Raw genomic sequence first — 12,972 nt, forward strand, 5'->3', positions numbered from 1 at the left:
TGTTTTTGCAGGGCTTTTCATTTTTTGACCATTTGGCAAATTTTACCAATTGATAAAAAAAATTTTTGTGGCAAGCTGAGAGCATAACAAACATATCTACAGGGAGTAGAGTGATGGCACAGGGCCAGATGGCACCCGGTATCGTAGCCGGGCGGCTTTCAAGCGATGAGCTGACCTCGAATTTCACCGATCTGCATCCGCCACTTGCGCAGCATGAGGCCGCAGTAGCCGCAGATCGCTGTTATTTCTGCTACGACGCACCATGCGTAACGGCCTGTCCAACGGATATCGATATCCCGTTGTTCATTCGCCAGATTCAGGCCGGTCAACCGCAATCAGCAGGGCGCACGATTCTGGAACAGAATATTCTGGGCGGAATGTGCGCTCGGGTCTGTCCAACCGAAACGCTGTGCGAAGAGGCCTGCGTTCGCGAAGCCGCCGAAGGCAAGCCGGTTGAGATCGGGCGCCTGCAACGTTTCGCCACCGATGAAATCATGGCCTCGGGTGTGCATCCGTTTGAACGGGCGCCTTCGACCGGCAAGACAGTTGCCGTTGTGGGGGCCGGGCCTGCGGGTCTGGCCTGTGCCCATCGGCTGGCGATGCTGGGCCATGACGTGGTGATCCATGAAAGCAAGCCCAAACCCGGCGGCCTGAATGAATATGGTATCGCAGCCTACAAATCGACCAACGATTTTGCACAGGCCGAGGTGGACTGGCTGCTGAAAATCGGAGGGATTGCAATCGAGACCGGTTCGGTTTTGGGCGAAAGCATCTCGTTGGATGGGCTGGTCGAAAACTACGACGCGGTGTTTCTGTCCATTGGTCTTGCCGGTGTCAACGCCTTGCGTGCAGGCGGTGTCGACAAGGACGGTGTGCGGGCCGCGGTCGATTTCATATCGGACGTGCGGCAGGCCAGCGACCTTGCCGATCTGCCCGTTGGACGGAATGTGGTCGTCATCGGCGGGGGCATGACAGCTGTGGATGCCGCCGTGAAATCCAAGCTTCTGGGCGCCGAAAACGTCACGATTGCCTATCGCCGCGGCCGGGATGCCATGGGGGCCAGCCGGTACGAGCAGGACCTGGCAGCGTCGCATGGCGTTCGGATCATGACCAATGTTCAGCCGGTGGCCATCCACGGCAATGGTACCGCGACCGAGATCGAGCTGGAATATACATCCAGCCAGAACGGTCAGCTCATCGGCACCGGAGAAACGATCCGCTTGCCGGCCGATCAGGTTCTCAAGGCTATTGGGCAGACCTTGGAGGGCGCACCCGAAGGCCTGACGCTGGATGGCAACAAGATCGCCGTCAGCGGTGCTGGCCGAACCTCCTTGGCTGGTGTCTGGGCTGGTGGTGACTGCGCTGCGGGCGGTGAAGATCTGACCGTAACGGCCGTTGCCGAAGGTCGGGACGCGGCGATGGACATCCACGCAACGCTCGTTTCGTGATAGGGTGGGGTATTCACCCCATTCCTTTCGCTGCTGAGGTATTCCCATGTCCCAGATCGAACAAGCCGTTGCTCAACACTATACCACCGGTGCACTGACCGAACGCGTCCGCGCGGCGCTGAAGGCCAGCGGCATCGACCCGGATGCGGCCACGGTCGCTGATCTGAAGGCGGGGGATGAATTCCATACAGGCGGCGTTCTTGCGACCGACAACCTGTTTGCGCAACTTTCCCCGACCCATGCGACACGCGTTCTGGATGTTGGATGCGGCATCGGAGGCACATCCAGGTACATAGTGGACAAATATGACTCAACGGTGACAGGGGTCGATCTGACGCCCGAGTTCGTGGAAACCGCAACTGCGCTCAGCGATCTGGTCGGGCATTCCGAAAAGACAAGCTTTCACGTTGGCAGTGCTCTGGACATGCCTGTGCCGGATGCCGGGTTCGACCTTGCCGTCATGATGCATGTGGGCATGAATATCGAAGACAAAGCGGGGCTGTTCGCTGAAGTGTCACGCGTACTGGCCACCGGTGGCACCTTTGCCCTGTTCGACGTCATGGGCGGAGAGGTGGATGAGCCGCTGGCTTTTCCGCTTCCCTGGTCCACTTTTCCGGAAACCTCCTTTGTTCACGCGCCAGAGGTATACAAAGACGCTGCGGCCGCGGCTGGTCTTGAGCTGGTTGCCGAAACAGACCGCACCGCGTTTGCGATCCAGTTCTTCGAAGACGTGTTTGCCAAGATAGCCGAGACCGGACCAGCGCCGCTGGGAATCCACCTGATGATGGGCGAAACGGCGCCCGAAAAGTTCCAAAACTACGTCAAAAACCTCAAGGCCGGGCGTATTCGCCCGACCGAAATGATATTCAAAAAATCCGGCTGAGCCGGGAAGGGAGAAGCCATGGCCGATCTGACGACAAACTTTCTGGGCATTTCCAGCCCCAACCCGTTCTGGCTGGCCTCTGCGCCTCCGACGGACAAGGAATACAATGTGCGCCGCGCCTTCGAAGCCGGGTGGGGCGGCGTTGTCTGGAAAACGCTTGGCGCAGAAGGACCTCCGGTCGTGAACGTGAATGGCCCGCGCTATGGCGCAATCTACGGGGCCGACCGCCGTTTGCTGGGCCTGAACAATATCGAACTGATCACGGATCGCCCTCTCGAGGTGAACCTGGAGGAAATGGCGCGGGTCAAATCCGATTACCCGGATCGCGCCTTGATCGCGTCGATCATGGTTCCGTGTGAGGAAGAAGCATGGAAGGCCATTCTGCCACGCGTGGCAGAAACCGGTGCGGACGGGATCGAGCTGAACTTCGGCTGCCCTCATGGGATGAGTGAACGTGGTATGGGCTCGGCCGTGGGGCAGGTTCCGGAATATATCGAGATGGTCACGCGCTGGTGCAAACAGTATTACGACCGTCCGGTCATCGTTAAGCTTACGCCGAACATCACTGACATCCGCAAACCGGCTGCGGCAGCCAGAAACGGTGGCGCGGATGCGGTGTCGCTGATCAACACCATCAATTCGATCACCAGCGTCAATCTGGACACGTTCAGCCCTGAACCGTCCATTGACGGCAAAGGCAGCCACGGTGGGTATTGCGGCCCCGCCGTCAAGCCCATTGCATTGTCGATGGTGTCCGAGATCGCGCGGGCCGACGCGACGCGGGGCCTGCCGATTTCCGGCATCGGCGGCGTCACCACATGGCGTGACGCGGCCGAGTTCATCTCGTTGGGTTGCGGCAACGTTCAGGTGTGCACCGCTGCGATGACCTATGGCTTCAAGATCATCGACGAACTGACGGCAGGGCTGTCGGAATGGATGGATGAGAAGGGTTATTCCAGCATAGATGAAGTGATCGGACGTGCGGTGCCCAATGTCACCGACTGGCAGTATCTGAACCTCAACTACGTCGCCAAGGCGAAGATCGATCAGGATCAGTGCATCAAGTGTGGCCGGTGTTATGCGGCCTGCGAAGACACCAGCCACCAGGCGATTTCCATGTCCGAGGACCGCGTCTTTGAGGTGATGGATGACGAATGCGTCGCCTGCAACCTCTGCGTCGATGTTTGTCCGATCGAAGGCTGCATCGATATGGTGCCGATGGCAGCGGGCGAAGTTGATCCCCGGACCGGAAAAGAAGTTCAGCCAACCTATGCGAACTGGACGACGCATCCGAACAACCCGATGGCCAAGGCGGCCGAATGACGGGATTGCGACAGATCGTCAAGGGGCCGTTTTTTCGGCCCCTTTTTTCAGGGGCTCAGAAGTTTGCGGTACAACGTGTCAACAAAGGTTTCTGCGCCCTCGAACGGATCTTCGTTGCCCAGAATTGCACGAACCTGAACATCGAAATCCGCATAGTGCTGCGTCAAGGCCCAGATCGAAAACACCAGGTGGTAGGGGTGCACCCGCGCGATTTTTCCTTGATCCATCCAGCCGGTAAGGATCGTGACCTTTTCGTCGACCAGTGTCTTGAGATCATTGGACAATGCATCGTGAATACGCGGCGCGCCCTGCACAAGCTCGTTGGCAAAAAGGCGGCTTTCCCGTGGTAGCTCCTGACTCATCTGCAACTTGCGCCGAATGTATGCCAGGATTTCCTCCATCGGATCGCCGTCGGCGTCCAGATCATGCAGCGGAGCCAGCCAGGTATCCAGCAGGCCGGACAGCAATTCAGTATGGATCGCTTCTTTTGATGGGAAATAGTACAGCAGGTTCGGCTTGCTCAGACCTGCTTCTGCCGCGATCTGGTCTACGGTTGCGCCGCGAAACCCGTGGGCTGAAAACACGTTCAGGGCGGCTTCTAGAATCGCGGCGCGGTTCTTTTTCTGAATACGGGTCGGTGCGCGGTCTTTTGGCATGTTTTCAGCGTGTCTCTTTTTTCGTCGAACAGGTGCGGGACGTACTGGAAATTTCAGCTGAACCGCGCAAATTCTTGACTGATACCGAACCCGTGATAGCGTGAGTTTGACCATATGGTCAAATCAAGACATCAAAAGCGAGCCAACTCGCCAGCAAACAGGGAAGATGAACATGGCAGCTCCGGCGCAGAATCTCAGGATCAATGGCGACAGGTTGTGGGACAGCCTGATGGAGATGGCCAAGATCGGCCCGGGTGTCGCTGGTGGCAACAATCGCCAGACCTTGACGGATGAGGACGCGGAAGGCCGCGCCTTGTTCCAGAAATGGTGCGAGGAAGCAGGGTGCACCATGGGGCTTGACCAGATGGGCAACATGTTTGCCCGCCGCGAAGGCACTGACCCGGACGCGCTGCCGGTTTACGTGGGATCGCATCTGGATACGCAGCCGACAGGCGGTAAGTTTGACGGCGTGCTGGGTGTCCTGGGAGGGCTGGAACTGATCCGGACGCTGAACGACCTGGGGATCAAGACGAAACATCCGATCGTCGCCACCAACTGGACAAACGAAGAAGGCACGCGTTACGCGCCGGCGATGCTGTCTTCGGGCGTATTTGCCGGGATGCACACGCAAGACTGGGCATACAACCGCGAAGATGCTGAGGGCAAAAAGTACGGGGATGAGCTGAACCGGATCGGCTGGCGTGGTGATGAAGAGGTGGGCGCCCGCAAGATGCACGCGTTCTTTGAACTGCATATCGAACAGGGCCCGATCCTTGAAGCTGAAGGCAAGGATATCGGCGTCGTCACCCATGGTCAGGGGCTGAGCTGGACGCAGATCACGGTAACGGGCAAGGACGCGCATACCGGATCGACACCGATGCCGATGCGCAAGAATGCCGGGCTGGCCATGGCGCGGATCCTGGAGAAAGTCGACGAGATCGCATGGTCTCATGCTCCGCATGCGGTGGGCGCGGCGGGGCATATCGATGTCTACCCGAACTCACGCAATGTGATCCCGGGCAAGGTGGTGTTTACGGTCGATTTCCGCTCGCCCGAGCTGGAGGTGATCACCGACATGGAAAACCGCCTGCGGGTGGCTGCCGAGGACATCGTTGACGAGATGGGTCTTCAGATCGAATTCGAGAAAGTCGGCGGGTTCGATCCGGTGAAATTTGACGATGCTTGCGTATCGGCCGTGCGAAACGCAGCCGAACGGCTGGGCTATTCGCACACTGATATCATCTCGGGCGCGGGGCATGATGCCTGCTGGATCAACCGGGTTGCGCCGACCGCGATGATCATGTGCCCCTGTGTTGACGGGCTGAGCCACAATGAAGCCGAAGAAATCAGCAAGGAATGGGCCGCAGCCGGGGCGGATGTTCTGCTGCATGCCGTGGTCGAGACTGCCGAAATCGTGGAATAGGGGGCGCTGCCCCCGTCGCCCTAAGGGCGACTCCCCCGGGATATTTTTGGCCAGATGAAGCAAGCGGCGCAGACCGCATCAGGGAGTTCAAAATGAGTACTGTCATCAAAAACGGAACCGTTGTCACCGCGGATTTGACTTACAAGGCGGATGTGTTGGTGGAGGGTGGGTTGATCACCGAAATCGGCATGAACCTGAAGGGGGACAAGGAACTGGACGCAACCGGCTGTTTTGTGATGCCGGGCGGGATTGATCCTCATACCCATCTCGAAATGCCGTTCATGGGCACCTATTCCAGTGATGACTTTGAAAGCGGGACGCGGGCGGCCCTGGCGGGTGGCACCACCATGGTTGTCGATTTTGCACTTCCCAATCCGGGTGAAAGCCTGCTGGATGCGCTTAAACGTTGGGACAACAAGTCGACACGGGCCAATTGTGACTATTCGTTCCACATGGCGGTGACCTGGTGGGGGGAACAGGTGTTCGACGACATCAAAACCGTGATCGAGACGCGCGGTATCAACACCTTCAAGCATTTCATGGCCTACAAGGGCGCGCTGATGGTGAATGATGATGAGCTGTTCGCCTCGTTCAAGCGTCTTTCCGAGCTTGGCGGTACCGCCCTGGTGCATGCCGAGAATGGGGATGTGGTGGCAGAGCTGAGTGCCAAGCTGCTTGCCGAAGGCAATACCGGCCCCGAGGCACATGCGTATTCGCGCCCGCCGCAGGTGGAAGGCGAAGCCACCAACCGGGCGATCATGATCGCGGACATGGCGGGTGTCCCGCTGTATGTTGTACACACCTCGTGTGAAGAGGCGCATGAAGCCATCCGTCGGGCAAAAATGCAGGGTAAACGGGTGTGGGGAGAACCCCTGATCCAGCACCTGACATTGGACGAAAGTGAATATTTCAATCAGGATTGGGACCACGCGGCGCGACGGGTCATGAGCCCTCCGTTCCGCAACAAACAGCATCAGGACAGCCTGTGGAATGGCCTGCAATCGGGAACGCTGAGCGTGGTTGCAACCGATCATTGCGCCTTTACAACCGAACAGAAACGCTTTGGCGTCGGGGATTTCACCAAGATCCCGAATGGCACCGGCGGGCTGGAAGACCGGATGCCGATGCTGTGGACACATGGGGTCAACACTGGGCGTCTGACACCGAACGAATTCGTGGCTGTCACTTCAACAAACATTGCCAAGATATTGAATTGCTATCCTAAAAAGGGTGCGGTTCTGGTCGGGGCGGATGCTGATCTTGTTGTCTGGGATCCTGAGAAAAGCAAGACAATCAGCGCCGCGTCGCAGCAATCTTCGATCGACTACAATGTGTTCGAGGGCAAAGAGGTCAAAGGTCTGCCGCGCTTTACTCTGACGCGGGGTCAGGTGGCGGTGCATGACGGTGAAATCCGGACGCAGGAAGGTCATGGGGACTTTGTCGCGCGTGAGGCGAACACCACCGTCAACAAGGCGCTGAGTACCTGGAAAGAGCTGACCGCCCCAAGACCCGTCGAGCGGACAGGAATTCCGGCGACCGGTGTTTGATCAGTTGGGGCCGCTTTGCTGGCGGCCCTGACACCACTCTTTTCAAGGCAGTAAAATGAACACTGAAAGCACGACCCAGCCCGTCATCGAGGCAAGGCAGCTGGACCTGACATTCCAGACCAATGATGGGCCAGTACACGCGCTTAAAGACGTGAACCTGACTATCGACAAGGGCGATTTCGTCAGTTTCATCGGGCCGTCCGGCTGTGGCAAAACCACCTTTCTGCGCTGTATTGCAGCCCTTGAGACTCCCACGGGCGGGACGCTGACCGTCAATGGCATGACGCCTGATGAGGCGCGTCGAAAACGGGCGTACGGGTATGTCTTTCAGGCGGCGGGCCTATATCCCTGGCGCACCATAGCAAAGAACATAAAACTGCCTCTTGAGATCATGGGATACCCTGCTGCCGAACAGAATGAACGGGTGAGAAAAGTCCTGGAACTAGTTGATTTGGAAGGGTTTGGCGGCAAGTTTCCCTGGCAGTTGTCCGGTGGGATGCAGCAGAGGGCCAGTATTGCTCGGGCCCTTGCGTTCGACGCGGATATCCTGCTGATGGACGAGCCGTTTGGGGCGCTGGATGAGATCGTGCGGGACCATCTGAACGAGCAGCTTCTTGAGCTTTGGGCGCGTACGGAAAAGACGATCGGATTTGTGACGCATTCCATTCCCGAGGCGGTTTATCTGAGCACAAAGATCGTGGTGATGAGCCCACGGCCCGGGCGGATCGCCGATGTGATTGACAGCCCGCTGCCCAAGGAACGGCCGCTGGACATTCGCGACACCCCGGAATTCATCGAGGTCGCGCACCGTGTGCGCGAAGGTTTGCGGGGTGGGCATTCCAATGACGGCTGAGTTGAATGCGGATAAGATCCGGCGCGCGGCGCCAGACGATGTGTCAGCCTGCGCCAGGGTTGTTCATGACTGGGCCACGCAAACAAGCTGGATGCCCGACGAACTGCCGGTCGATGAACTGGCGAAACTGATCAGCGACGCATTCGACAACCGCGAAATGTGGGTCGCAGGTGATCCGGTCGATTGCTACATGTCAGTGGACCCGGCACAGAATAAAATCGGCGCGCTGTATTGCAGCCGGACGGGGCAGGGTATCGGCAAGCGCCTTGTCGACAAAGCAAAAGAGGGCCGAAATTTTCTCTGGCTGACGACGCACCGGCCCAATACGGCGGCGCAACGTTTTTATCGCCGTGAAGGGTTTGAAGTGACGGCCGAGGAACCCCCTGTGCCGCCGGATACCGTGCCCGTCTATCGGATGGAGTGGCGTGCATGAAGCAGGTCATCGCCGTATTCACAGTCATCGCCGCAATTGTTCTGTTCTGGTACGTGGCCTGTATTCCGATGAACATAAAGGGCGTGTTGACCGAACAGGAACGCGCAGGGGCCGTCGTGCAGCCGCCATCCGCCAAGGACCGGCGGGACATGTCCGAGGTTGGTCTTGTTTTGAACAACTCATTCGCCATCCCGGCCACGTGGGAACAGGACAGGCCTCGATTACCGGCCCCGCATCAGGTCGCTGTGGAAATGTGGGAAACGACGGTCCAGAAAAAGATCACTTCGAAACGGTCGCTGATCTATCATGGCTGGGTCACGCTCAGTGCGACGATGCTGGGATTTGCGATTGGCACCGGCCTAGGCATTCTTCTGGCCGTGGGTATCGTGCATAGCCGCGTGATGGACCTGTCGGTCATGCCATGGGCCATTGTCAGTCAAACCATTCCGATCATCGCGCTGGCGCCGATGATCATTGTGGTGCTGTATTCCGTCGGTATCCAGGGCATCATTCCCAAGGCGATCATATCGGCCTATCTGAGTTTCTTTCCGGTTGTCGTCGGCATGGTCAAGGGCCTGCGCAGCCCCGATGCGATGCAGCTGGACTTGCTGCGGACGTATAACGCCAGCCGGTCTCAAGGCTTTTGGAAGCTGCGCCTGCCGGCATCCATGCCGTATCTGTTCACCTCGCTGAAAATCGGGATCGCTGCGTCGCTGGTCGGCGCCATTGTTGGTGAGCTTCCGACTGGGGCTGTTGCCGGTCTGGGCGCGCGATTGCTTGCCGGCAGCTATTACGGTCAGACGGTACAGATCTGGTCGGCTCTGTTCGCGGCTGCCATTCTGGCGGCGTGCCTGGTCGGGTTGCTGGGGCTGATTGAACGGGCCGTATTGAAACGGATGGGGGTGGCGCAATGATACTGGTTTTGTATGCTGTCCTGCTTTGGCTTTTGGGCTGGTGGTTGAACAGCCGGTTGGCCAGCGGGCCTTATGCTGACACCCGAATGGTGCGATTTCTGGCCCCGCTGATCTTTGGCCTGACGGTCATCGGGATCTGGGAGCTTCTGGTGCGCGGGCTTGAGGTTCCTCTGGTTATCCTGCCAGCGCCATCGGTCATTGCGGTGCGATTTGCGGACAGCCTTCCGATCCTGTGGGCTGACTTTGTGCAGACCATCATCAAGGGCGCGTTCAGCGGCTATGTCATCGGGTGCATCGCGGCCTTTCTGATGGCGATTGCGGTGGATCGCTGGGATTTCCTGCGTCTGGGCCTGTTGCCGGTCGGGAATTTCGTGGCCGCCCTGCCGATTGTGGGAACCGCCCCCATTCTGGTGATGTGGTTTGGGTTCGACTGGCACTCCAAGGCGGCGGTGGTGGTTGTGATGGTGTTCTTTCCGATGCTCGTCAACACCGTGGCGGGCTTGCGGGAAGCCACCTCGATGCAGCGCGATCTGATGGAGACCTATGCCGCAACCTATTGGCAGAGCTTCGTGAAACTGCGTTTGCCCGCAGCGATGCCCTTCATTTTCAACGGGTTGAAGATTTCCACCACTTTGGCACTGATCGGCGCTATCGTGGCCGAGTTCTTCGGTTCACCGACACTTGGTATGGGGTTCCGGATCTCTACCAGTGTCGGGCAATTGTCGCTGGACATGGTCTGGGCTGAAATCGTTGTTGCGGCACTGGCCGGCACGGCCTTTTATGGGCTGGTGGCGGGGATCGAAAAAGTGGTGACCTTCTGGCACCCGTCACAGCGCGGATAAAACAAAGAAATCAACAGACCCCGAAATTGGGGCACAACAAGCAACTAGGAGAAATGAAGATGAACAAGCTACTCAGCGGGGCGGTTGCCGCCTTTAGCCTCGCAGCCAGTGCGGCGCTGGCGGCGGATGAGGTGACATTGCAACTGAAATGGGTCACGCAAGCACAGTTCGCGGGTTATTATGTTGCCAAGGACAAGGGCTTTTACGAAGAAGAGGGGCTGGACGTCACCATTCTGCCCGGCGGGCCTGACATCGCTCCGACGCAAGTGATTGCAGGGGGTGGCGCCGATGTGACCGTCGAATGGATGCCTGCCGCGCTTGCTGCCCGTGAAAAAGGGCTGCCGTTGGTGAACATCGCGCAACCTTTCAAAAGCTCGGGTATGATGCTGACCTGCTGGAAAGACGCCGGGATCTCGTCGCCCGAAGACCTCAAGAACCGCACGCTGGGTGTCTGGTTCTTTGGCAACGAGTTTCCCTTCATGAGCTGGATGAGCCAGTTGGGCATCAGCACCGATGGCAAAAGCGAAAACGGAGTGGAAGTTCTGAAGCAGGGCTTCAACGTCGACCCGTTGCTTCAGCGTCAGGCGGATTGCATCAGCACCATGACCTACAATGAATACTGGCAGGTCATCGATGCCGGTGTCAGCCCGGATGAGCTGGTGACCTTCAAATACGAAGACCAGGGCGTGGCAACGCTGGAAGACGGTCTTTATGTGCTGGAAGAGAACCTGAGCGATGCGGCCTTCGCCGACAAGATGGAGCGGTTCGTGCGCGCGTCGATGAAGGGCTGGAAATACGCCGAGGAGAACCCGGACGAAGCGGCGGAAATCGTTCTGGAAAACGATGCAACCGGTGCCCAGACGGAAGAACACCAAAAGCGTATGATGGGTGAGATCGCCAAGTTGACCGCAGGGTCGAACGGCGCGCTGGACCCGGCTGATTTCGACCGCACCGTCAATACATTGCTGGCAGGCGGGTCTGATCCGGTTATTACCAAAAAGCCCGAAGGGGCCTGGACACATCAGATCACCGATGCTGCACTGAATTGATCTCAGCCTTTCCTTGGGGAATTGAAGCGCGGTCCCAAGCGGGGCCGCGTTTTTCATTCTAAATGCCGGATAAGTGTCTGTACTCGACCTGAAATCAGAGTAGTATTTACCTGTAAACGAACGCATTTCATACGAAATGTGAATTTAATGGGATAAAATGCAGGGATTTGCATCAGAATTCAGCTCTGCCATCGCGCTGATCTTTGAGGGAGACTCAGAGCTTTGGGCGATTGTGCTGTTGTCCCTAAAAGTATCCGTGTTTGCGGTTCTGATTTCTGCCCTGATCGGCATGCCCGTCGGTGCCGCCCTGGCTGTGGCCAGGTTTCCGGGGCGGCGGATGCTGATCGTTCTGATGAATGCCCTGATGGGGTTCCCGCCCGTGGTCGTGGGGCTGCTGGTCTATCTGATGCTGTCCCGTTCCGGCCCGTTGGGTGTGCTAGAGCTTTTGTATACCCCGACGGCCATGATCATTGCGCAGGTCGTGTTGGTCACTCCCATTATCGCGGCATTGACCAGGCAGGTGGTCGAAATGCTGGCCGAGGAATATTCTGAACAGCTGCGATCACTGGGCGTGTCGCGGCTGGCATCGGTTCCCGTGCTTCTCTGGGATGCGCGGCTGGCACTGGTTACGGCCTTGCTTGCGGGGTTTGGGCGCGCCATTGCCGAGGTCGGCGCCGTGATCATCGTGGGCGGCAACATCAATCATGTAACGCGCGTGATGACGACGACGATCGCGTTGGAGACGTCGAAGGGAAATCTGGCGCTGGCTCTGGCGCTGGGGGCAATCCTGATTGGGATCGCGGTGGCCGTGAACGCGATGGTCAGCGCGGTCAGCCTGCGGGCCGAACGGGAAGGGGTACGTCATGCGTGACCTGTTCTGCGACGCGGTGAATTGCCTGAAAGTCGAGAACCTGCAAATCCGAAGTAACGGCAAGGCGTTGTTGGACGTCTCGTCATTGGTTCTGGATGGGCCGGGGCCAACCTTGATTCTTGGCCCCAACGGTGCAGGCAAAAGCCTGTTGCTGCGCTGCCTGCACGGTTTGATCACGCCGGATCGGGGGCAGGTCGTCCAGGATGGAAAACCGCTGGGCGCGGCACAGAAAGCCCGCCAGGCGATGGTGTTTCAGAAACCGGTTCTGCTGCGTCGATCAGTTGCGGCAAACCTTGACTTCGTTCTCAAGCGTCAAGGCATGGGGCGAAGGGCCCGTAAGGCCCGTATCGCCGAATTGCTGGCCGAAGGCGGGCTGGACGGCAAGGCCAGACAACCCGCGCGGTCATTGTCCGGGGGAGAGGCGCAGCGATTGGCGATTCTCCGTGCGCTGGCGCTGGACCCCGAGACCTTGTTTCTGGACGAGCCCACCAGCGCGCTGGATCCAAGCGCGACCCAGATGATCGAACGAATGATATTGCGGGCATCGGCTCGGGCCGTGCGGATCGTGATGGTGACGCATGATATCGGTCAGGCACGTCGTTTGGCCTCGGACGTGGTCATGATGCAGGGCGGGCACGTCGTGGAACATGGTGTGGCAAAACAGGTTTTGAATTCACCCGAAAGCGATGCGTCGCGCCGCTATTTGGCGGGCGGATTGGTTACCTGAAAC

At 58.4% G+C, this 12,972-nt stretch carries 13 protein-coding genes; 12 read left to right on the top strand and 1 reads right to left on the bottom strand.

Annotated features, from left to right (window positions below):
* The first annotated feature begins 113 nt into the window (after positions 1-113).
* The 3 genes from GS614_RS00160 to preA are packed head-to-tail and all read left to right on the top strand — an operon-like array spanning position 114 to position 3,654.
* Positions 114-1,448 (top strand): NAD(P)-dependent oxidoreductase, encoded by a 1,335-nt coding sequence (locus tag GS614_RS00160; RefSeq protein ID WP_171204581.1) that lies wholly within the window; start codon positions 114-116, stop codon positions 1,446-1,448.
* A 46-nt stretch (positions 1,449-1,494) separates the two neighbouring features.
* The gene (locus GS614_RS00165; RefSeq protein WP_171231815.1) at positions 1,495-2,331 is read left to right on the top strand and encodes a methyltransferase domain-containing protein; all 837 of its coding nucleotides are present in this window, start codon (positions 1,495-1,497) and stop codon (positions 2,329-2,331) included.
* 18 nt (positions 2,332-2,349) lie between these two features.
* Complete coding sequence (gene preA, locus GS614_RS00170; RefSeq protein ID WP_171725229.1) at positions 2,350-3,654, top strand: NAD-dependent dihydropyrimidine dehydrogenase subunit PreA; 1,305 nt, start codon at positions 2,350-2,352, stop codon at positions 3,652-3,654.
* Positions 3,655-3,701: 47 nt separating this feature from the next.
* On the opposite strand, the gene GS614_RS00175 is transcribed toward preA, so the two are convergent.
* A complete protein-coding gene (locus GS614_RS00175) occupies positions 3,702-4,310 on the bottom strand; it encodes a TetR family transcriptional regulator C-terminal domain-containing protein (protein WP_171639665.1) in 609 nt (202 codons plus the stop codon).
* Positions 4,311-4,482: 172 nt separating this feature from the next.
* On the opposite strand from GS614_RS00175, the gene GS614_RS00180 reads away from it, so the two are divergent.
* The 9 genes from GS614_RS00180 to GS614_RS00220 all read left to right on the top strand — a co-directional run bounded on the left by GS614_RS00180 (position 4,483) and on the right by GS614_RS00220 (position 12,969).
* Positions 4,483-5,733 carry a Zn-dependent hydrolase gene (locus GS614_RS00180; protein WP_171725230.1) on the top strand — a complete coding sequence of 417 codons (1,251 nt, stop codon included), beginning with the start codon at positions 4,483-4,485 and terminating at the stop codon, positions 5,731-5,733.
* A 92-nt stretch (positions 5,734-5,825) separates the two neighbouring features.
* Positions 5,826-7,280: a dihydropyrimidinase gene (gene hydA, locus GS614_RS00185; RefSeq protein ID WP_171725231.1), complete on the top strand. Its 1,455-nt coding sequence runs from the start codon at positions 5,826-5,828 to the stop codon at positions 7,278-7,280.
* A gap of 55 nt (positions 7,281-7,335) precedes the next feature.
* Positions 7,336-8,133, top strand: a complete 798-nt coding sequence (locus tag GS614_RS00190; protein WP_171725232.1) for an ABC transporter ATP-binding protein — start codon at positions 7,336-7,338, stop codon at positions 8,131-8,133.
* On the top strand, positions 8,123-8,566 hold the full coding sequence (locus GS614_RS00195; protein WP_253285271.1) for a GNAT family N-acetyltransferase: 444 nt from the start codon (positions 8,123-8,125) through the stop codon (positions 8,564-8,566). Before GS614_RS00190 ends, GS614_RS00195 begins: the two co-directional genes overlap by 11 nt.
* Positions 8,563-9,480 (top strand): ABC transporter permease, encoded by a 918-nt coding sequence (locus tag GS614_RS00200; protein WP_171725233.1) that lies wholly within the window; start codon positions 8,563-8,565, stop codon positions 9,478-9,480. The genes GS614_RS00195 and GS614_RS00200 overlap by 4 nt, the downstream gene beginning before the upstream one ends.
* The gene (locus tag GS614_RS00205) at positions 9,477-10,322 is read left to right on the top strand and encodes an ABC transporter permease (protein ID WP_171725234.1); all 846 of its coding nucleotides are present in this window, start codon (positions 9,477-9,479) and stop codon (positions 10,320-10,322) included. Before GS614_RS00200 ends, GS614_RS00205 begins: the two co-directional genes overlap by 4 nt.
* Positions 10,323-10,381: 59 nt before the next feature.
* On the top strand, positions 10,382-11,371 hold the full coding sequence (locus GS614_RS00210) for an ABC transporter substrate-binding protein (RefSeq protein WP_152457702.1): 990 nt from the start codon (positions 10,382-10,384) through the stop codon (positions 11,369-11,371).
* Positions 11,372-11,528: 157 nt separating this feature from the next.
* Positions 11,529-12,242, top strand: coding sequence for an ABC transporter permease (locus GS614_RS00215; protein WP_152457703.1), 714 nt, complete (start codon positions 11,529-11,531; stop codon positions 12,240-12,242).
* On the top strand, positions 12,235-12,969 hold the full coding sequence (locus GS614_RS00220) for an ATP-binding cassette domain-containing protein (RefSeq protein ID WP_171116391.1): 735 nt from the start codon (positions 12,235-12,237) through the stop codon (positions 12,967-12,969). Before GS614_RS00215 ends, GS614_RS00220 begins: the two co-directional genes overlap by 8 nt.
* Positions 12,970-12,972: the final 3 nt, after the last annotated feature.

This window comes from Ruegeria sp. HKCCD6604 (assembly GCF_013110635.1).
In the GTDB taxonomy this organism is placed as follows: Bacteria; Pseudomonadota; Alphaproteobacteria; order Rhodobacterales; family Rhodobacteraceae; genus Ruegeria.